Source organism: Anaerosolibacter sp., from assembly GCF_029240175.1.
GTDB lineage: Bacteria > Bacillota > Clostridia > Peptostreptococcales > Thermotaleaceae > Anaerosolibacter.
Genome location: NZ_JARBTM010000011.1, coordinates 29,539 through 51,632 on the forward strand (window position 1 = coordinate 29,539; position 22,094 = coordinate 51,632).

At 37.0% G+C, this 22,094-nt stretch carries 20 protein-coding genes; all 20 read left to right on the top strand.

Going from position 1 to position 22,094, the window contains the following annotated elements:
• Positions 1–15 precede the first annotated feature (15 nt).
• Positions 16–1,290 carry an ATP phosphoribosyltransferase regulatory subunit gene (hisZ, locus tag K0R93_RS09220; RefSeq protein ID WP_300300303.1) on the top strand — a complete coding sequence of 425 codons (1,275 nt, stop codon included), beginning with the start codon at positions 16–18 and terminating at the stop codon, positions 1,288–1,290.
• 8 nt (positions 1,291–1,298) lie between these two features.
• Positions 1,299–1,946: an ATP phosphoribosyltransferase gene (hisG, locus tag K0R93_RS09225; protein ID WP_300300306.1), complete on the top strand. Its 648-nt coding sequence runs from the start codon at positions 1,299–1,301 to the stop codon at positions 1,944–1,946.
• Positions 1,943–3,229, top strand: a complete 1,287-nt coding sequence (gene hisD / locus K0R93_RS09230; RefSeq protein WP_300300309.1) for a histidinol dehydrogenase — start codon at positions 1,943–1,945, stop codon at positions 3,227–3,229. The genes hisG and hisD overlap by 4 nt, the downstream gene beginning before the upstream one ends.
• Positions 3,226–4,281 (top strand): histidinol-phosphate transaminase, encoded by a 1,056-nt coding sequence (gene hisC, locus K0R93_RS09235; protein WP_300300312.1) that lies wholly within the window; start codon positions 3,226–3,228, stop codon positions 4,279–4,281. The genes hisD and hisC overlap by 4 nt, the downstream gene beginning before the upstream one ends.
• A gap of 1 nt (position 4,282) precedes the next feature.
• Positions 4,283–4,867: an imidazoleglycerol-phosphate dehydratase HisB gene (gene hisB / locus K0R93_RS09240; protein WP_300300315.1), complete on the top strand. Its 585-nt coding sequence runs from the start codon at positions 4,283–4,285 to the stop codon at positions 4,865–4,867.
• Between the two features lie 33 nt (positions 4,868–4,900).
• Positions 4,901–5,506 carry an imidazole glycerol phosphate synthase subunit HisH gene (hisH, locus tag K0R93_RS09245; RefSeq protein ID WP_300300318.1) on the top strand — a complete coding sequence of 202 codons (606 nt, stop codon included), beginning with the start codon at positions 4,901–4,903 and terminating at the stop codon, positions 5,504–5,506.
• Complete coding sequence (hisA, locus tag K0R93_RS09250; protein WP_300300321.1) at positions 5,503–6,216, top strand: 1-(5-phosphoribosyl)-5-[(5-phosphoribosylamino)methylideneamino]imidazole-4-carboxamide isomerase; 714 nt, start codon at positions 5,503–5,505, stop codon at positions 6,214–6,216. Before hisH ends, hisA begins: the two co-directional genes overlap by 4 nt.
• A complete protein-coding gene (gene hisF / locus K0R93_RS09255; protein ID WP_300300324.1) occupies positions 6,213–6,974 on the top strand; it encodes an imidazole glycerol phosphate synthase subunit HisF in 762 nt (253 codons plus the stop codon). Before hisA ends, hisF begins: the two co-directional genes overlap by 4 nt.
• 1 nt (position 6,975) lies before the next feature.
• Positions 6,976–7,602, top strand: coding sequence for a bifunctional phosphoribosyl-AMP cyclohydrolase/phosphoribosyl-ATP diphosphatase HisIE (gene hisIE, locus K0R93_RS09260; protein WP_300300327.1), 627 nt, complete (start codon positions 6,976–6,978; stop codon positions 7,600–7,602).
• Between the two features lie 391 nt (positions 7,603–7,993).
• Positions 7,994–9,682, top strand: a complete 1,689-nt coding sequence (locus K0R93_RS09265; protein ID WP_300300330.1) for a sensor histidine kinase — start codon at positions 7,994–7,996, stop codon at positions 9,680–9,682.
• Positions 9,683–9,695: 13 nt separating this feature from the next.
• A complete protein-coding gene (locus K0R93_RS09270) occupies positions 9,696–10,454 on the top strand; it encodes a LytR/AlgR family response regulator transcription factor (RefSeq protein WP_300300333.1) in 759 nt (252 codons plus the stop codon).
• A 178-nt stretch (positions 10,455–10,632) separates the two neighbouring features.
• Positions 10,633–12,057 (top strand): carbon starvation CstA family protein, encoded by a 1,425-nt coding sequence (locus K0R93_RS09275; RefSeq protein WP_300300336.1) that lies wholly within the window; start codon positions 10,633–10,635, stop codon positions 12,055–12,057.
• A 109-nt stretch (positions 12,058–12,166) separates the two neighbouring features.
• Positions 12,167–14,362, top strand: a complete 2,196-nt coding sequence (locus K0R93_RS09280) for a PAS domain-containing sensor histidine kinase (RefSeq protein ID WP_300300339.1) — start codon at positions 12,167–12,169, stop codon at positions 14,360–14,362.
• On the top strand, positions 14,343–15,692 hold the full coding sequence (locus K0R93_RS09285) for a sigma-54-dependent transcriptional regulator (RefSeq protein ID WP_300300342.1): 1,350 nt from the start codon (positions 14,343–14,345) through the stop codon (positions 15,690–15,692). The genes K0R93_RS09280 and K0R93_RS09285 overlap by 20 nt, the downstream gene beginning before the upstream one ends.
• Positions 15,693–16,063: 371 nt before the next feature.
• Positions 16,064–17,347 carry an SLC13 family permease gene (locus K0R93_RS09290; RefSeq protein ID WP_300300345.1) on the top strand — a complete coding sequence of 428 codons (1,284 nt, stop codon included), beginning with the start codon at positions 16,064–16,066 and terminating at the stop codon, positions 17,345–17,347.
• Positions 17,348–17,524: 177 nt separating this feature from the next.
• Positions 17,525–18,145: an acetate uptake transporter gene (locus tag K0R93_RS09295; protein WP_300300348.1), complete on the top strand. Its 621-nt coding sequence runs from the start codon at positions 17,525–17,527 to the stop codon at positions 18,143–18,145.
• 210 nt (positions 18,146–18,355) lie between these two features.
• Positions 18,356–18,811 (top strand): 4Fe-4S dicluster domain-containing protein, encoded by a 456-nt coding sequence (locus K0R93_RS09300; protein WP_300300351.1) that lies wholly within the window; start codon positions 18,356–18,358, stop codon positions 18,809–18,811.
• A complete protein-coding gene (locus tag K0R93_RS09305) occupies positions 18,780–20,564 on the top strand; it encodes an aldehyde ferredoxin oxidoreductase N-terminal domain-containing protein (RefSeq protein WP_300300355.1) in 1,785 nt (594 codons plus the stop codon). The genes K0R93_RS09300 and K0R93_RS09305 overlap by 32 nt, the downstream gene beginning before the upstream one ends.
• A 72-nt stretch (positions 20,565–20,636) precedes the next feature.
• Positions 20,637–20,828 (top strand): hypothetical protein, encoded by a 192-nt coding sequence (locus tag K0R93_RS09310; protein WP_300300358.1) that lies wholly within the window; start codon positions 20,637–20,639, stop codon positions 20,826–20,828.
• 122 nt (positions 20,829–20,950) lie between these two features.
• A complete protein-coding gene (locus tag K0R93_RS09315; RefSeq protein WP_300300361.1) occupies positions 20,951–22,093 on the top strand; it encodes a GIY-YIG nuclease family protein in 1,143 nt (380 codons plus the stop codon).
• Position 22,094 lies beyond the last annotated feature (1 nt).

Sequence of the window (22,094 nt, forward strand, 5' to 3'; positions counted from 1 at the left end):
TCAAGAGGTGGTTCTATGGAAAATTCCTTTGATTTTATTCCTGAAGGCGTAATGGATATTCATAGTGATGAATATGCTGCCAAAGAAAAGATCATTGATAGAATAAAAAAAAGTTTCAAAGGCTATGGATACCATCAGGTATCAACACCTGCTTTTGAATATTATGATACATTTACAGCATTGGGGGGGCTATCAAAAGAAAAAATGTTTAAGCTGATAGATCAAAAAGGGAGAATTCTGGTGTTGAGGCCGGATATGACAATTCCTATTGCCCGCATGGCGGCAGGTAAGAGCGGCTATCAGAAATACAGTTATGTATCCAGTATCTTTCGAATGAATGATAAGCAAAACGGAATGAAACGGGAGTTTATTCAAGCCGGAGTAGAGTTTCTTGGAAATGATAAGGAAGATGCAGATGGAGAGATCATTGCCATAGCAATTGAGATACTCCTCAAAAATGAAATAAGTGATTTTCAGATCGATATGGGTCATGTGGGGTTTTGTAAAGCCTTATTAAATGAATGCGAAATAAGCAAAGGGCAACAAACTCAGATTCAGTATCTAATAGAGCAAAAAAATTTAGCAGAGCTTAAAGACTATATAAAGGCATGCAAAATAAAGAATACAACTGCAAAAGCCATCCTAGAGATTCCTAGCCTTTATGGCTCAGCAGATAAAGTGATTGAAAGAGCCAGCAGTCTTATCCAGAATGATGAAATGAAAAAGGCCATTGAGAATTTAGAAAAAGTATACACTATTCTGAAAGATTACGGATATGACAAGTATATAACCATTGATCTTGGCGTAATCAATCCTATGCATTATTACACGGGTATTGTTTTTAAAGGTTATATCCATGATTATGGAAAGACCATATTGAGTGGTGGGAGATATGACCAGTTGATAAAAGCGGATGGAAGGGGATTACCAGCAGTAGGGTTTGGGCTAAATGTTGATAAATTGATGGAGGTGTTGGAAATGTATAATCTTAATGATAAACCATGTTATACGGATTTTCTAGTACTGTATAAAGAGGAGAATAGAAAGAGTGCATTTCGTATGGCAAGTGATTTGAGAGATAAGGGATTCATAGTGGAGACCGATGGGTGTAAAGAAAGCTTAAAGGAACAGATTTTCCATGCTGCTGCTAGAAATATCAAAGAGATTATTGAGATTAAAGGAAACATGTTGAAAGTTATAAGCTTAAAAAACAATCATGTATACGGTGGGGCCATTGATGAATTTATGAAACGAATTGAAATGGGCCAACTGTTTGGATCGATTCATTAGGAGGAGATATGGAAAAATATATCAATCTAGCTGTAGCAAAGGGAAGACTCGCAGATACAGCTGTAAAGGCTTTAGGCGGAATGGGGATAAGCTTTGATGACTATACATCCAGCAGCAGAAAGCTGATTCATATAGATCATAAAAGTGGAGTAAGATTAGTATTGGTAAAAGCTGATGATGTTCCTACGTATGTGGAGCAAGGGGCGGCAGACGTTGGAATTGTTGGCAAGGATACATTGATGGAGTCTATGGCCAGTGTGTATGAAATGATGGACTTAGAATTTGGAAAGTGTAAGTTTGTAGTAGCAGCTTTGAAGGATCGTGTTGAAAATAAGCAAAAAAAATCCTATGTAGCAACAAAATATGTGAATGTGGCGAAGGAGTTTTTCAAAAGTAAAGGAAAATCTGTAGAAATCATTAAGCTTAATGGTTCTGTAGAGTTAGCGCCACTTGTGGGGTTAGCAGATACGATCGTGGATATTGTTGAAACAGGTACGACATTAAAGGAGAATGGCTTGGTTATTGTTGAAGAAATATGTCCTGTGAGTGCGAGACTCATCGTGAATAAAGCAAGTTTAAAAACAAAAGGGGATATTATTGAAAATATGATCCAACAGCTGTGCCCGAATCAAAAAGAGAGGAAGACTGACCTATGAAAATCGTTTGTTTGGAGGATATAAACAGAAATGATTTAAATAACAAATATCTTAATCGTGGCGAGATGGCCTATGAAGAAATTGATGTAATTGTGGATCAAATCTTAAGTGAGGTGAAGTGTCGAGGAGATGCTGCTTTGCTGGACTATGCATTAAAGTTTGACGGTGCAATGCTTAAGGATATAGCGATATCGGTAGAGGAAATTGAAGAAGCACTTTTAGCGGTTGAGCCAGAATTTATTTCAATTTTAAAGGAAGCCAAGGATAATATTTGGGATTATCATGAGAAACAAAAACAAAACTCATGGTTTAGTAATCAAGGTGAAAATATTATTCTTGGTCAAAAGGTTACACCCTTGGAGAGAATTGGCATATATGTACCTGGAGGTAAAGCAGCTTATCCATCAACGGTGCTGATGAATGCAATTCCTGCTTTGGTTGCTGGTGTTGATTCTATAGCCATGGTATCACCTCCAGACAAAGAGGGGAAAATCAATCCATATGTTTTGGCAGCAGCCCGTATATGCGGTATCACTGAAATCTATAAAGTAGGAGGCGCACAAGCTATAGGTGCTCTAGCCTTTGGAACGGTAACAATAGCTTCTGTAGACAAAATAGTGGGTCCTGGAAATACTTATGTGGCAAGGGCTAAAAAGAAAGTATATGGATCTGTAGATATTGACATGATTGCAGGCCCCAGTGAAATATGTATATTAGCCGATGATGAATCAGAACCAGTTTATATAGCTGCTGATTTGCTTTCGCAAGCTGAGCACGATGAAGAAGCAGGTGTGATATTAGTAACTACGTCACAAGTCTTGGCTGAGGAAGTAGTAAAGGAAGTGAAAAGACAGTCAGCCTTATTAAATAGAAAAGAAATTATTTATAAATCACTGGAGAACCATGGTTACATCTTTGTCGTGCCAAACCTTGAGACCGGATTTCATGTTGTGAATAGTATTGCTCCTGAACATCTGGAATTGATGGTTGCTTCTCCATTCGATGCATTGCCCAAAGTTAGAAATGCTGGTGCGATTTTCTTAGGAGCATATTCCCCAGAACCACTGGGTGATTACTTCGCTGGCCCTAATCATACTTTACCTACGGGTGGTACAGCAAAGTTCTCTTCTCCTCTTGGTGTCGATGATTTCATAAAAAAATCCAGCATTATTTATTATAACAGAAAAGCATTGGAAAAAGTTAGGGATCAGGTTATCTATTTTGCAGAGAAAGAAGGATTAACCGCCCATGCCAATGCCGTCAGAGTGAGGGAAAAAGGATGAAAAATTTGATTAAAGATTCAGTTCGAGTCATCTCACCCTATAGTCCGAGTAAAAACAACTATAACGTAAGGTTGGATGCCAATGAAAACCCGTTTAATTTAGTATCAGAACTCCAGGAGGAAATCGCTGAGATCATTCGTGATATGAAGATGAATAGATATCCCGATACCGATTGTGTTCGCCTAAAGGTGGGTTTGTCCAAGTATGTAGGAATGAAGCAAGAGAATATTATTTGCGGCAATGGATCAGATGAAATCATTCAAGTCATTATTCAAACCTTTGTGGATAAAGGAGATGCAGTGGTTACACATATACCTACTTTCTCCATGTACAGTATTTTTACAAAAATTGCTGGGGGAAGGATCATTGAAATTCCTTCTAAAGAAGATTTCAAAATAGATGTGGAAAAGCTTATTGAAGCGTCTATTCAAAACAAGGCGAAGCTGATATTTCTGTGTAATCCTAATAACCCTACAGGTGCTACCATACCATACTGCGACATTATAGAAGTACTTAAAAGAACTGATGCCATGGTTGTCGTTGATGAAGCATATTATGAATTTTTCGGAGAAACCATTGCAAGTCATGTAAATGAATGGGATCGACTTATTGTTTTAAGAACCTTATCAAAGGCTTTTGGGCTGGCAGATATACGACTTGGGTATGGTATAGCAGGAGTGAGCACTATTGAGATTTTAAATCGCGTATTGCCACCATATAACTTGAGTAGTTTTTCTCAAGCTATGGGTAGCCTGGCACTTCGTCATGCTGACAAAGTACTAAGTTATATAAAAACGATCAAAGCAGAAAGAGAATATGTACTGGATAAACTGCAGGAAATTAAGAAAATAAACATTTACCCTTCAGCTGGAAACTTTGTGCTGGTAACGTCTGAAAAGCTAAGTGAAATCGCAGATTTCTGCGATAAAGAAGGCATTGGCATACGTGTATTTAGAAATGACCCAATGTTGAAAAATGCCATGAGAATCACCATAGGATCGAGATTAGAGAACGAACGAATGATTGAGACAATAAGAAAAGTGGTGGGTTGATATGAGAATGTCGAGCATTGAGAGAAAAACATCGGAGACAGATATAAAAATGACACTACAGATCTATGGAAAAGGAAGGCGCAGCATATCTACAGGAATAGGTTTCTTTGATCATATGTTGGATACAATGTGCAAGCATGGATTTATGGATATTGACCTATTATGTACAGGGGATCTACATGTGGATGATCATCATACAGTGGAAGATGTAGGCATTGTTCTAGGAGATGCTTTTCGAAAAGCATTGGGTGATAAACAAAAAATCAGGAGATATGCAACGGTCTATACGCCAATGGACGAGTCCCTTTCTCGTATCTCTATAGACATAAGTGGAAGAGCCTATTTGCATTATGATGTATCGTTCTTACAGCAAAGTGCGGGGCAGTTTGATGTTGCTCTTGTAGAGGAATTTTTCAGGGCTTTTGTAAATCATGCACAAGTAACCCTCCATATCACCATGGAGTATGGGAAAAACAGTCATCACATGATTGAGTCGATTTTCAAAGGCTTTGGAAGGGTATTAGATCAGGCAAGTGTAGTTGATCATAGGATTATTGGCGTACTGTCAACGAAAGGGCAGTTATAGTTGGAATTTTGGAACTTCAAGGAGGGGTGCAAGATGATTGCCATCGTAGATTATGGTGTTGGGAATTTAAAAAGTGTAAATAAAGCCTTTCAATATCTAGGCTTTCAATCGCTTATTACATCCGACCCAAAAGAGATTGATAAAAGTGATGCTATAGTATTACCAGGCGTAGGTGCATTTAAAGATGCCATGGAACAGTTAAAGAAAAACGATTTAGCACAGTGCATAAAAGAGAATGTAGGAAAAAAGAAGCTAATATTAGGTATATGCTTGGGCATGCAGCTCCTTTATGAGAAAAGCTATGAGGACGGTGAATGGGAGGGGTTAGGGCTCCTAAAAGGTGAGATCGTAAAATTTAACTCCCAGTTGAAGATACCCCATATGGGTTGGAATAAGCTATCAAAGCGTTTTGATGATGATCTCGGAAGAGGAATTGAAGATGGGGAATATGTGTATTTTGTCCACTCGTACTATCTGGACACCCATGCGAAGGATGACATTCTATTTAATACCCAATATGATGTAGATGTTCCTGCAGTTGTAAGAAATGGAAATATTATAGGTATGCAGTTTCACCCAGAGAAAAGCGGTGGCACAGGGCTAAAATTATTAAGGAACTTCGGGGAGTTGATAAAATGATTATTTTTCCAGCAATAGATATTCTAGGTGGAAAGTGTGTAAGATTGGAGCAAGGAAGATTCGATAAGGAAGTGATCTATTTTGATGATCCCGTAGAAATTGCAGGACTGTGGGCTTCTAAAGGCGCAACCCATCTTCATGTTGTTGACCTTGACGGGGCAAGGGATGGTTTTGGCAAAAATAAAGATACGATTAGAAAAATAATTCAAGCGTCAGATATACCTGTCCAGGTTGGAGGCGGATTTCGAACCCTTGGCGTTATAGATGAAATGCTTGAGCTCGGTGCAGCAAAAGTTATTATAGGTACCTCAGCGGTTATGATTACTGACTTCGTTGACCAGGTTGTTAAGGAATTTGGAGACAATATCATCGTTTCGCTGGATGCGAGAAACGGTAATATTGCAGTAGAGGGTTGGACGAAGATACTTAATCAACCGGCCTTGGCATTTGCACAAGAGCTTGAAGATAAGGGAATACAATCTGTAGTTTATACGGATATTGCAAAAGACGGGATGCTTCAAGGCCCAAATTTTAAAGAATTAAAACAACTCAAAGAAATGACGCAGCTAAATGTAATCGCATCGGGAGGAATTACTACGGTGCAACATATTAAAGAATTAGAATCCTCTGGGATGTACGGTGCAATTATTGGCAAGGCTTTATATGCTGGTGCGATTACACTAGAGGAGATTCAGGAGGTGATTCTATGATCGCCAAAAGAATCATTCCTTGTTTAGATGTGGATGCAGGTAGAGTTGTAAAGGGCAAGAAGTTTCAAGACCTTTCAGATGTTAATGATCCAGTCACTTTAGCTAAATATTATAATGATGAGGGTGCGGATGAATTAGTGTTCTATGATATCACAGCAACCAGTGAAAAAAGAGATATTTTTCTTCAGATCGTAGAGCAGACAGCTGAGTCAGTGTATATACCGTTGACAATAGGTGGTGGTATTCGAACAGTAGAAGATTTTAAGCGGGTATTAAGAGCAGGCGCCGATAAGGTTTCAGTAAACTCGGCTGCTGTAATAGATCCTCAACTCATTACCGCAGCGGCATTAAAATTTGGAAGACAATGTGTAGTGCTTTCCATGGACGTAAAAAGGAACGAGGATAAAGGTTGTACTATATATACCCATGGTGGAAGGATAAACACGGGAATAGATGCATTGGAGTGGGCTGTAAAAGGTGAATCTTTAGGAGCCGGTGAAATCGTGGTCAATTGTATTGATACCGATGGCATTCGAAATGGATATGATCTTGAAATTACCAGAAAGATTTCTGAGGAAGTACGTGTACCTGTTATTGCTTCAGGTGGGGCAGGTAAAAGTGAAGATTTCTATCAAGTGCTACAGCATGGTAAAGCGGATGCAGCATTAGCAGCATCGGTATTCCATTATGGGGATATTCGCATAAGGGAACTGAAGAGTTACCTTGACAATAAAGGTATTCATGTAAGGAGATGTTGATATGAGCGAATTTCTTTCAGAATTAAAATATGATGAAAATGGCCTTATTCCAGCTATTGTTCAAGATGCTGCAAGCAAAGAGGTATTAATGCTTGCTTATATGAATCAAGAAGCTTTATACAAGACCTTCGAAACAAAAAAAACATGGTTTTATAGTAGAAGTAGAAAATGTCTATGGAACAAAGGCGAGACATCAGGAAACTATCAAGCGGTAAAAAAAATTTCATATGATTGTGATAAGGATACGCTGCTCGTTGAAGTAAAACCGTTTGGAAATGCATGTCACACAGGTGAGAAAAGCTGCTTTTACTCCGTCCTATTTAAAGATTCAGCTGAAGAGGAAGATTCACAAATCATATCATCATTGGTTGAAAGGTTAAAAAGCAGAAAAAGAAATCCTCAACAGGGTTCCTATACAAGTTATTTATTTGAAAAAGGACTAAATAAAATACTAAAAAAAATTGCTGAAGAAGCGGGAGAAGTAATTATCAGCGCAAAAAATGAAAGCAAATCGGAGATGATATTGGAGCTGAGTGACTTACTTTATCATTCTTTAGTGTTGATGGTTGAAAAAGAAATTGATGTGACTGATATTAAAAATGAAATGATAAAAAGGTATAAAAAGTAAAAATATATAAAAATTCGACGGTATCAAAAAATTCATTGGACTCATCCTATAGATAGGAGGTGTTTATATGATTACAAAGGATACAATGATCAAAGATATATTAGCAGATCATCCTGAAGCAGAGTCAGTTTTTAATCAATATGGGATTCGATGTTTTGGATGAGGCGGTGTGTTATATAAAAGCGTAGGTTACGCTGCACAACGATATGGAATCGAAGAAGATAAATTGCTTAATGAATTAAATAAGCATAAGCATTAGTTAGCAGAGTTTGATTGGACATTGAATCACATGTAATAATTTGGATGATATTTAAAGAAGACAATTTTGAGAATTGTCTTCTTTTTATGTATAATGAAATAGAATAAACTTTAACTGAAAGAGGTTGAAAACATGGTTATTGAATTAATGAATAGTTTGATGAATAGGGGTGCAATGATAATTATACTTGCTTTCCTATTGTCAAAGAGTAATTTGTTTAAAAGATTGGTACTGAAAAAGGATGTAACGCTCATTGAAAAAATAGCCATGGGCATTTTATTTGGAATCTTTGGCATCATTGGCACCTATTCTGGAATACCTGTAAATGGAGCTATCGCCAACTCGCGGGTGATTGGTGTTTTCGTGGGTGGTTGGCTTGGGGGCCCCGTGGTTGGAATTCTAAGCGGCATCATAGCAAGCGGACATCGATGGGCAATCGATATCGGAGGATTTACTGCTGTAGCCTGTGCAATCTCTACAATCGTAGAAGGCGCCATTGGAGGATATGGCAGTCGAATGTTTAAAGACTTGAAGACTAGTTGGGTTGGAGCGCTGATAATGGGAGCGGCAGCAGAAATTATACAGATGATCATCATTCTAGTGGTGGCCAAGCCATTTCCGGATGCCCTGAATCTAGTGGAACTAATCTGGTTCCCTATGGTATTTGTGAATGCTGTAGGAATTTCAATATTTATAGCGATGACACAAAATATCTTTATTGAACATGAACGAATAGGTGCAGCCCAGGCGCACCTAGCATTAAAGATTGCCAATGAGACATTGCCTGTTTTACGGAAGGGTTTTCATAAGGACTCCATTAAAAGAACAGCAGAGATTATCTATGAGATGACGAACGTTGCAGCTGTGGCCATTACAGATACAGATCATATACTAGCCCATATTGGGGAAGGCAGTGATCATCATCTAACTGGGAGTCCAATCTTGACCCAAATCACCAAAGATGTTATCGATTCTGGAGCGTATCGTGTAGCTAGAACACCTGAAGAAATAGATTGTAACGGAAAAGAGTGTAAATTGTTATCGGCGGTTATTGTACCACTTTTTGATAGAGATAGAGTAGCGGGCACACTGAAACTATACAAAGCTGATAAATTAGGTATCACAAGTACGGATATCCAATTGGCCCTAGGATTGGCTCAGTTGTTTTCTACCCAAATAGAGATTAGTAAGCTAGAGTATCAGAATAAATTATTGGCTAAAGCTGAATTGAAAGCGTTACAAGCACAAATTAATCCCCACTTTTTATTTAATGCATTAAATACCATCGCATCTTTTATTCGAACGAAACCAGAAGAAGCCAGGGCGTTGATCATTCATTTAAGTGACTACTTTAGACAAAGTCTGCAGTTTACCAGTGGAGACATCGACTTGATGCGTGAGATTAAAAACATTGAATCTTATTTGGCTTTAGAACGAGCTCGGTTTGGAGAAAAATTAAAGATAATTTATGAAATACCAGAGAATATTACCTGTGTGATTCCATCATTAATTCTTCAGCCCGTAGTTGAGAATGCAGTAAAACATGGCATTTTTAATAAAGTGGAAGGTGGTACAGTAATCATACGAGCTTCTGACAATAAAGATTATGTAGAGTTAGTTGTTGAGGATGACGGAATTGGGATGGATCACAGCAAACTACAGTGCCTTTTCAGTGAAGAGGGAAATACGAATCATATTGGATTAATGAATGTAAACAAAAGACTAAAAACGAAATATGGAGCTGAATATGGCTTGAATATCGGTAGTCAAGTAGGTATAGGAACAAAAGTTACGATGAAAATCCCAAAGGAAAAACAATAGTGGAGGTGTAGTGATGCGTTGCATTATAGTTGATGATGAAGCACCGGCTCGGGAAGAAATAAAATATTTGCTTCAAAAATATAGTGATATTGAAATTGTTGGTGAGGCAGATGACGGGAAACAGGCTTGCGAGCTTATAATGAAGGCTAAGCCTGATGTACTATTTCTCGACATTCAAATGAGAGGTATGAGTGGATTTGATGTGGCCAACGAACTCTACAAGCGAGAAATATATCCCCTGATTGTATTTATTACTGCATATGATCAGTATGCAATCAAAGCATTTGAAATCAATGCCATTGATTATCTGCTAAAACCAATTTCGGATGAGAGACTGTCCAGTACGATTGAACGTATTCAAAATACTCAAAAAAGGAATCAAAATGCCAATAAAATTGATATTGAAGATATTTTAAAATATATAAACAAACCTAAGCTTGTCCAGAAAATTTCTGTTTATTGCAATGGGAAACATATCCCTTTAGATCCAGCCGAAATCACGTTGATAGGCGTTGAGGGGCGTAATACGGTGATTAAATCCAGGAAAGGAGAGTATGTTTCCAATCTTAGCCTAAGCGAGCTAGAAGAAAAACTAAGGGATTTTCCTTTTTTTCGAAGCCACCGTAGTTTTCTGGTAAATCTTGAAGAAATTCAAGAGATTGATCAATGGTTTCACGGTACTTATCAAATAACGATGAAAGGATTCCCAAAGGATAAAATTCCGGTAAGCCGAAGTAATGCCCATAAATTTAGAGAAATAATGAACCTATAGATGAGGGAGTCAAGCTGGCTTCCTTTTTTATTGGGAAAATGTTATGAGCACCGCCATTCGACAATTCAAACATAAAATCCGACATCCTAGACAGATCATATATTCATTGGTTAAATTAATCGGTATAATTCATTTGAAGGATTACTTTCATAACATTACACAAGAAGGAGGATAAAAAATGATCAGTTTTATTGTAGCAATTATTGTTCTTATTTTAGGGTATTTTACCTATGGAAAATTTGTTGAGCGCGTTTTTGGTGTAGAAGAAGATAGACCTACGCCTGCTTTAGCCATGGAAGATGGCGTTGATTATGTACCCATGAGTTGGAAACAAATATTTCTCATCCAATTTTTGAATATCGCAGGATTGGGACCGATTTTTGGTGCCATAATGGGTGCACTATACGGTCCTGCGGCATTTTTATGGATTGTATTTGGCAGTATATTTGCAGGTGCAGTACATGATTATTTTTCAGGAATGCTCTCACTCAGACATAATGGGGAAAGTATTTCAGAAATTGTGGGATATTATCTAGGGGATTCTGCAAAGAAAATTATGAGAGTGTTCTCAGTTGTATTACTGATCCTTGTTGGAACTGTATTTATGACAGGACCAGCTGGATTGTTGAGCAGTCTTAAATTATTTGGTATAGAAAATGTAAAAGTATGGCTGGCGCTCATCATCGTTTACTACTTTTTAGCAACGATTATGCCAGTGGATAAAATCATTGGGAAAATATATCCCTTATTCGGAGCAGCATTGTTAATTATGGCAGTGGGAATAGGGAGCATGATGATCATTAAGGGTTATCAAATTCCTGAAATCACTTTAGAAAGTATGCATCCAAAAGGACTTCCTCTTTGGCCAATGCTTTTTGTCACTATAGCCTGTGGTGCAATTAGTGGATTTCATGCCACTCAATCTCCTATGATGGCTCGATGTATGACCAATGAGAAATATGGACGTCAAGTGTTTTATGGTGCCATGATTGCTGAAGGAATCATTGCCCTCATTTGGGCTGCTGCTGCCATGACTTTCTTTAATGGAATCCCTGGATTAAATGAAGCATTAGGAAATGGCGGTACGGGAGCAGTAGTCAATACGATTTCTAAATCACTTTTAGGACCAATTGGTGGACTTTTGGCGGTGCTAGGGGTAATTGCATGCCCAATTACTTCGGGTGATACAGCTTTCAGAAGTGCCAGATTGGTTATCGCCGATGCAATTGGGTTTGAACAAGGGAAGATAAGCAAGAGATTATTGTTGGCATTACCTCTATTTGCAGTAGGTTTTGGATTAACGCTGATCGATTTTAACATTATTTGGAGATATTTTGCATGGTCAAATCAGACCTTGGCGATGATTGTATTATGGGCTGCAGCAGTTTATCTAGCGATTAAATCAAAGATACACTGGATTGCTTCTATTCCGGCTACCTTTATGACAGGCGTAAGCATAACTTATATCTTGATGGCTCCAGAAGGTTTTAAACTCTCTGCGGCAATTGCTTACCCAGTAGGGGGCGGAGCAGCACTATTCGCGTTGATATTCTTTATGGTAAAAGTCAGAAATAGAGTTAATACAATTGAACAGGAAGCATAAATATAAAAGGGAATCCACGGATTCCCTTTTATATTTATGTGTAAAGTATAGCAGTAAAGATAGATTTCGTGTAAAATGAATAGAAAGAAGTTAAGAGCTGGAGGGATATATGTTTAATACAAAAAGCTTGAGGTTTAAGATACCTGCTTTGATTATTATCTTGGTAATGATTACGATAGCTGGGGCGAGTTATATGTCTTACGAGATATTCACCCAAGATATCCGCCACCAGATTATTCAAAAGAACGCTGTCATTACGGAAATGATTTCGGACCAAATTAGTCAATATCTCATTGCAGCCCAAGACACGGTAGAGTATGTTGCAAAATATGCTTCCTATAATGATATGCCATCCATAAAAAGAAGCATAGATCGGATTTATGGCAGCTATAAGTGGATGGATCTGATGTTTTATATGACGACAGATGGTAAGATAACATATAGTAACCCACATAATGATATAATTTATCAAAGAGATTACGTGGAAAGAGAATATTTTCAGCATATTACGAAGTATAAAGAAACGTACATAAGTAAAGTTTTTATTAGCAGTATTCTAAACCAACCTCATATTATTATCGTATCACCAATTATTGATCCCCAGACTGGTGAAATGAAGGGGATTATAGGTGGGGGAGTTCCCCTTAATAGCCTGCAGAAGATCGTTGAAAAGACGCAGCAATCCTTCGATGGAAGAATATATGTGGTAGATATGGATGGTACAACCCTTGTTAGTCCCAATGAGAGTGATATCACCAACCGAGTAGTACTCAATAGACGTGTGAAGATAAGCGGTGAAGAACAAGAACTTTCGGACATCATGGAAAGATATACAGAAGGGATCGGGGAGTATAAAAGTGATCTAGATAGGGTGTATGTATCCTTTAGCAAGATTCCTAACTATAAGGGTCTGGTTATTGTTGAACAAAATGAGCAGTATATACTAGGGCAATTAGGCGAAATCAAATCTAGATTTTTTTCGGGTATTGTATTTGTCATGATCTCTGTTTTGATTTTAAGTATGTATTTTGCCCATACCATAACGAGTCCAATTGAAAACCTCGTTAATTTTGTAAGACGACTCAGTAGTGATATCGACAGTGGAACAAAAGAGGTGGAGATCACTGCTTCAGACGAATTAGGTGAATTAGAAAGAGCGTTTCACCATATGGGCAGAGAATTAAGCTTAAAGATGGAAGCTTTAAAAAACCTTCATAAAAGAGAATACGATATTAAAAAATACCTTAATAATATTTTAAAAAGCGCAGCCAGCGGAATTATTGTCATTGATTACTATAATAAAATATCAATATTTAATACTGCTGCAGAAGAGATTACGGGGTATAGAAGTCAATACTTTATAAATAAGCCATTGGAGTTTTTAGCTAGTCATATTGGACTTCCATTAGAAATCTTTAAAAACTATATAAATGGCGAAGAAAATACTGTAACTGAACGAGAATGTTTGATCAAAAAGAATGATGGGGTAATGATACCATTAAGTATATCTTTATCTCCCGTTTACGATGATGAAGGACAAGTGATCAGTACTGTATGTTTGATCAAGGACTTGACAAAGATAAAAGTCTTAGAAGAGCATCTGAGGCGTGAGGATCGTCTAAAAACCATTGGGGAAATGTCATCATCCATCATACATGAGATTGGAAATCCACTGGCAGGAATGTCAAATCTCTTGGAAGTTCTTAGGGATCATGTTGAGGATATAAATCTACGAGATGAGTTATTAACTGCTTTGAGTGAGGAAGTGAATATGCTGAATAATCTGGTGATCAACTTCTTAGATTTTACAAGAACCCATAAAAGTTTGCCAATCACCACAAATATTCTGGGTGTCATTAACAGTGCCTTAAATATATTGAATTCAGAAATCATGAATAAAAACGTAAATATTGTCAAGAAATATTCTTCATCGGTGCCTTTGGTAAAGATTGACCCTGCCACAGTGCGGCAAGCATTTGTAAATCTTCTGAAAAATAGTGTTCAAGCGGTAGATGAAAATGGAAAGATCACAATCGAAGTAAAAACTGTGGAGGAAGACTATAGAAGGATACTGTGTATTTCTATTCTAGATAATGGTGAGGGCATATCTGAAGATAAAATTGAACAAATTTTTAATCCATTCTATACAACGAAACAAGATGGTACCGGGTTAGGGTTGGCGATTGTGCATAAGATTATAAGGGATAATAATGGTACAATTTCTGTAAAAAGCGAAGTTGGGGCTAGTACAGAGTTTATCATCTGCTTTGAGGGGGAAATAATTGATGAAGCTACTAATTATTGACGATGAAAAAAGTATTCGATTGTCTTTACAAGTAGGATTAGCAAAAACGGGCGTGAAGATATATACAGCTGCATCAGGGGAAGAAGGATTAGAACTTTTTCGTAATATAAATCCTGATATAGCCGTGATCGATATCAAATTGCCAGGAATTGATGGCATTGAAGTTTTAAGGAGAATCCGTAAGGAGAATGATAACTGTATTGTAATCATGATTACCTATATAAGTGAAGTAAGGCTGGCAGTAGAAGCTATGAAGCTCGGTGCCAATGATTACTTTACCAAACCATTTAACATTGAAGAAATTAAAGATACCATTGAAAATAACCTTAAATATTTAAAGCTGAAGCGTGAATTAAGCCAAGATCAATACGAAGATTTTACAGAAATTGTCGGAATAAGTGATCAAATCAAAGAGATAAAAAAAGTCGTTCAAAAAGTGAGCAATCTTCCTTATAATACCTATATCCTTGTACAAGGGGAGAGCGGCACTGGGAAAGAAATCGTGGCAAAAGCTATCCACTATAACGGTATAAGAAAGAATACGCCCTATGTGGCTTTAAACTGTGCTGCCATACCCCAAAATTTGCAGGAGAGTGAATTGTTCGGCTATGAGAAAGGTGCCTTTACAGAGGCTAAGACGTCGAAAAAGGGTCTGATTGAAGAGTCCCATGGAGGAACCTTGTTTCTTGATGAAATTGGAGACATGGATATATTACTACAAGCAAAATTACTAAGGGTTTTACAGGAGAAAAAGTTTAGACGATTAGGTGGTGTAAAAGAAATTGATTTTGATGCCAATATTATTGCAGCCACCAATAAGAACCTTCTCGAAGAAGTAAAGAATGGAGCATTTAGAGAAGATTTATATTATCGATTGAATGTGGTACCAATTTTTACGACACCTTTAAGAGAAAGAGTGGAGGATATTCCTCCCCTCATTGATTCGTTTATCCGATTGTACAACAGTCAGCTCAATAAAAACATTATAGGTATGACCGATGCTGCTATGGAAATATGCAAAGCCCATCAGTGGAAGGGAAATGTGCGTGAATTGAAAAATGTGATAGAAAGGATCATCATATTTCAGGAGAATGAATGCATTGATATTGATGATTTGCCCCACAGTGTGATCAGCGATATCCATATGATCAATGATAAAAATATCATCGACATGGGAAATAATAATCTAAATTTAGAGATAGTAGAAATGGAAACGATAAGTCGAGTTTTGAAACAAAACAACTGGAATATTTCAAGAACTGCCCAAGAATTAGGAATATCTCGATTAACTTTAAGACGTAAAATTGAAAAATACAGCATTATGAAATGAATTATTGGTAACTATTGATACAACGTGGTAAAAAAGTTACCAGTCAAATGAATGTGAAAAAAATCACACTGCAATATTAACAATATGAAGAAAAATTAACAATTGCAATAGGTACAAAAGAAAAAAGAAAAATCTGTAAGTATTTATTTTAGAAAAGCGGTAACTATGTTACCGCTTTTTTATGTATTGGAAAAAATCAAAATAGAAGAAACTAGCGTTTTCAATGTTTCATTATAATAATAATTTTGGCATGGTACTTGCTTAATATAGATTTGAAATCAAAATTAATAGGAGGTGAGAGAAGAAAACGTTTCACTTAATTGCCGTAAGTGTTTTAGATCAAGCGTAAAATTAAAAGGAGGGCAACAAACATGAATATGGGACTTATATCTTTATTGGTTTTAGTAGCTGCAATATTCATTGGTTTCAAGAGAAATGTTAATACTGGTCTTGTAAGTATTGCATTCGCATTCTTGTTAGGTTTCTTCGTAATGATTAATATTTCAAAAGACCCAGCTGTAGCAAAAATGGTAGCAATGTCTTCTGCAGATGCAAAAGGTACAGCATTGGTAGCTGGTTGGAATACTTCATTATTCTTTATCCTTGTAGGTATGACTTTCTTGTTTGCAGTTGCAAAAGTGAATGGTACACTTGAGCTTCTTGCAAGAAAAGCTGCTTTTATGGCTGGCGGAAACAAAAAATTAATTCCAATTCTTTTCTTTATCTTTTCAACTGTCTTAGCAGCGATAGGACCTGGTAATATTGCTGTTTGTGCATTAGTATTACCAATCGCAATGGCAGTAGCCCGTGAAGAAAAGATTAACTCATTATTAATGGCTGGTATGGTAATTGCTGGTTCAAATGCTGGTGGTCTTTCACCTATCGCACCAACAGGAATTATCGGTGTTCAGTTAGCAGAAAAAATTGGCTTCCAAACAGGGCAGCACGTGTTTATGAATATGTTAATTGCTCAAGTAGTTATGGCGGCTGTAATGTATGTTGTTCTTGGTGGTCTTAAACTTAAGGCAGATATAGGGGCAACAAAGGAAAAACCAGCTGGATTCAATACTATACAAATTCAAACCCTTGTTGTTATTGCATTGGTAGTAGCAGCGATTATCCTGTTAAAATTACACATCGGTATGATTGCATTCTTAGGTGGAGCTACATTGCTACTGTTAGGTGCTGCTGATGAGAAGAAAACAATTGCATCTATGCCTTGGAGTACATTGCTACTTGTTTGCGGTGTTGGGGTATTGGTAAACGTTGTTGATAAAGCGGGTGGTATCTCTTACCTAACAGATACATTATCTGCATTCATGGGACAGAAAACAGCTGCACCAATCCTAACAATCGTTGGTGGATTAATGTCTTCAGTGTCTTCTGCATCTGGTGTTGTAATGCCAACACTAATTCCTACAGTACCAGGTATCGTAGAAACTATGGGTGGTGCTGTAAAGGGAGAAACACTAATTTCAGCGATCATCCTTGGTGCACACTTTGTAACAAACTCTCCATTATCAACATTAGGTGCTTTAGCTATGGCATCTGCTGATGAATCAGAATCCGAAAAATTATTTGGTCAGTTAATGATCTTAGGATTTGGCGGAATCTTATTTGGAGCGTTATTGGTATTTATTGGTATCGTGAGATAATAAAAAATGATAGAAAGAGGCCTAAGGGCCTCTTTTTATTGTATTTAGGGGAATTGTTCATAAAGATGAGTGCCCTTCATTTTGTCGAAAGTTAGAATTATTAAGAAAAAAATATTTGACGAATGAAAAAAAATCTGTTATTTTTATAAAGCATGTATAAATGACAGGAGGGTTCTTATGAACACAAACCAAACGCAAAATATTAAAATCACTAATGCAGATCCTTCGGCCCTAGGACTATTTGGACTTGCCATGGTTACCTTGGTTGCATCCTCACAAAAGCTAGGATGGACTGAAGGACTATCATTTGCTATTCCATGGGCTATCTTTTTAGGTGGGTTTGCTCAATTATTTGCTTGTATTGAAGACTCTAAAAGACACAATTTATTTGGAACAACAGCTTTTGGCGCATATGGATTATTTTGGATTGCTGTAGCCGCTTCTTGGCTTACAAAACTAGGCGTTTTTGGTGAAGCAATGGCTGCGAGCGTGGATGGAAGACAATTGGGTTTTGCATTTATTGGATATCTTATTTTTTCACTCTTCATGACGATTGCAGCTACAGAAACAAATAAAGTGTTGTTCAGTATTCTTGTATTGATAGATGTATTGTTTTTGGCTTTAGCCATGAATTCTTTTGGAATCATGACTGAATTTTCTCACAAGCTTGGCGCATGGACCGAGCTAGTTATCTCGATGATTGGTTTCTATGGATCAGCTGCGGCTATGTTAAATGGACAGTTCGGCAGGGTGTTTCTACCTGTAGGAAAGCCAATGGGAATATTTAAAAAAAGCTAGTGACGTTAAAGTTGCTAGTAAAGTAGTGTTATAGACAAAATATTTGTGAGAGGTGCCATCAGGCACCTCTTATTATTTTTTAAAAATTAAAAATCGATGATGCCCATGAGCAGGACCGAAGTATGAAGCTTCTGGTAGATTTTCATGAGAGAATAAGAAGACTCTGGATCGGAAACAATGGAAGTAGACCAGACAGTATGGGGTGTGATCATGGAAAAGGATAGGAATAAAGTACTTAGAGCGGTAGATATGAGTAAATGCATTGGCTGCTGCTCCTGTATGCTGGCTTGTGCGCGGAATGTACATGGAGATTATTCACCTGTTAAAAGTGCAGTCCGCATTCATAGCAGCGGAGGTTTTCAAGGAAGATTTGTCGCAAATATATGTAGGGGTTGTATACGCCCAGCATGTGCTGAGGTCTGTCATTCAGGCGCCCTTAACGAAAGAAGCGGTGGGGGCGTTAAGCTAGTAAAAGAGAAGTGTATTGGTTGCAGAAAATGTATCGGCGCATGTAGCGTACAAGGTATTATTTTTGATGAACAAGAAAATAAGCCAATTGTGTGTTTGCAATGCGGATCATGTGTAAAAAACTGCCCCCATAATGTGTTAAGTATGGAGGTGAATAACAATTTCTATGAAGAATTCAATAAAAGTTTTGATGATTGATTTAAATAACCAGAAGATTGAGATCGAGAATAGAAAAGATTTAACTGCATTTCTTGGCGGCGTGGGAACAGGCATAAAGTTGTTGGAAGAAAATCTAATTGATGAATGGGACCCATATCATGAAGGACAACCGATCGTATTATCCATAGGACCAATGGAGACCATCTTTCCTGCCGTAACAAAGGTAGTTGCCCTATTTAAATCACCATTAACAGGGGAGTTGGGGGAAAGTTATGCGGGGATGAGACTTGGTATGGCTATGAGATTTGCTGGATACGATGCCATTGTCATAACTGGTAAGGCCAAAAGACCGATGTACTTATATATTAGCAACCATGAAATTGAATTCAAAAATGCAGAGGCCTTATGGGGACTCGATACAGAGGAAACAGGGAGACTAATGCGTGATATCGAAGAAGGTGCTGGTTTAAGATCTATCATGAGAATTGGTGTCTCGGGTGAAAGGAAAATACCATTTGCAGGTGTAAATGTAGATACCTATCGGCATTTTGGCCGTTTAGGACTAGGTGCAGTGTTTGGCAGTAAACTTTTAAAGGGCATTGTGATCCATGGAAATGGAAATGAGATAATCCATAATAAAAAAGAATTCAAGGGAGTATATGATGGAATCTACGCAAAGGTTGTAGAAACGGATCATATGGAAAAGTATCATGGTTTAGGAACATCCATCAATATTATGCCGCTTAATAATATGAACGCTTTACCCACGAGAAATCTTCAAAAAAGTAGTTTTGAATATGCAAATGAGATTAGTGGAGAAGCATTTGCCCAGGAAAAACTGTTTAGAAAGTTAGCTTGCGCAGGTTGTCCTATAGGATGTATTCATGTTGCGATTCAACGGAAAAAGTTTGGAGACCCTGTGGAATATTCTTGGGCAGGAATTTCCTATGATCACGAGTTAATATTTGCTGTGGGTTCATTTTTAGGCATTGGCAACAAGGAAGATATATTATCGCTTATTGAGACCATAGAGCTATTGGGATTAGACTGTATGAGTACTGGTGTGCTCCTGGGCTGGGTCACCGAGGCTTATGAAAGAGGGCTAATCACAAAAGACCAAATTGGCAGAGCAGTGAAATTTGGCGATGTAGAAGGATACCAATATATTATTAAAAATATGATTCAAGGGAGTAATAATTTCTATAAAACGATCTCCAAGGGAACTCACCATGCATCTGAGGTGTATGGAGGAAAAGAATTTGCAGCGGTATTGGGTAAACACGAAATGGCTGGTTATCATACAGGCTATGGAAATCTTCTTGGCATGACCATGGGGGCAAGACATTCTCATTTGGATAATGGAGGTTATTCCTTAGATCAAGCAATGAAAGATTTAGATAAGAATAAATTAATAGATGACCTGATTCAAGAAGAGATTGAGAGAAATATTCAGAACTGCCTCGTGATATGTTTATTTTCCCGCAAAATTTATGATTTAGATACCATCATAAATGCACTCAAAGTGATTGGTATAGAATATGACACAGAACAACTTATGGCATTAGGGAAAGAGATATTCAAAATGAAAGTGCGAGCAAAGAAAAAGTTAGGTTTTGATTATAGTAGCATAACATTTCCAAAGCGCTTTTTTGAAACGGAGACGCTGCATGGTAAGTTAAATGAAGACGTAGCCAATGAATTACTAGAAATATATATTGGGAAAATGGAAGAACTGTGTAAAGAGCATATTAATTTGTTTTCACAAATAGAAGGTGAAAAAAAGCTCGTCTAATATATTTATAATAATTGCACATAATAATAATTGCCAAGATAAAATTATTAGATTAACAGGAGGTGTAGCATTATGGAAATGAATACTCGAGATACAGTGATGAAAAAATTATTAGATGCACAAGAAAGTGTACGGGATTATGAAATGTTTTCAAAACAAGTAAGTGATGATGAAGTAGCAGGATTATTTAAGCGATTCGCAGAAGAATGCGGAATGCAAGCAAGAAAACTTCAAGCATTGATGGATAAATATGATAGACATTAAAAGTGCGGAATATCCGCACTTTTTCATTTTATTTTGTACCATGAAATAAGTGGTTATGGGTGGCATTATGGCAAATGATTTTGTATAATGAGTATATCAAAACAGAGAGGTAGCAAACGTCTATGCATTTTTCATATTTTAGAACAGAAGCTTTGCAATTGGAGATCCAATATCTCACAAGTCATTATGTACAATCTTTAAGTGTAGAGAAGAAAAATCTAATGCAAGACATTCCAGAATTACCAGGTGTATATTTCATGAAAAACGCTGAAGAAGAAGTAATCTATATTGGTAAATCTAAGAATATTAGAAAAAGACTACAATCCTATTTTATAAAATCCAATCAAAATAACAAGAAAATTATGAAGATGATTGTTCAAGTGAAAAAAATTGATTATGTTATAACCGGAACAGAGTTAGAGGCGTTATTGCTTGAGTCAAAGCTTATCAAGGAGAAACTGCCAATATATAATAAACAATTAAAAAACTATAATTCTTATGGCTACATAAAAATTACACAAAATGAAATTTATCCCAGACTCTCAAGTGTGCAATATTTGAAAGATGATGGTGATATTTATTATGGACCCTATAGTAATTATCGTGAAATTGAGTTAATTATTGATGCTTTATGTGTTTCTGTAGGCATAAGGCGGTGCCATGAGAATTCTAATGCGTTGAAATCCTGTATATATCATGAAATTGGGGATTGTTTGTCTCCATGCAACACAGAAAACTGTAAAACGAGATATGATGAGGCGGTTAATCAAATCAAACTGTTTTTAGATGGACAAAGTAAAGAACCCATTAGGGCACTAGAACATAAAAGAGATGATTATGTATCAAATCTAAGGTTTGAAAAAGCAGGTGAAACTCAAAAGCATATTGATTGTCTTAGAAAATTTTATAACTATTGCACAAGCTATATCTATAATATCGAAAAGCGGAATATGATCCTGTTTTTACCATCGACGTCGGAACACACGATCGCTATTTTATTGATTCTGCATGGGCGAATATGGAAGAACTATCATTACGACATCAATGTATTAAACGAGAGCACAGTACAAGCTATAAAAGAAGTCATTCGGTCAGGAATGCCCGAAACATATATATGGACTACCAAAAAAGACGTCGATGAGATAATTATCATTGGAAGATGGCTTAAAGAAAATCAAGATTACCCCTATATAATCCCATTAGGAAAGAATCTTGAATATGCTGATCAAGATTTTACAGATATTTTAGCGATGTTGACCCCATAAT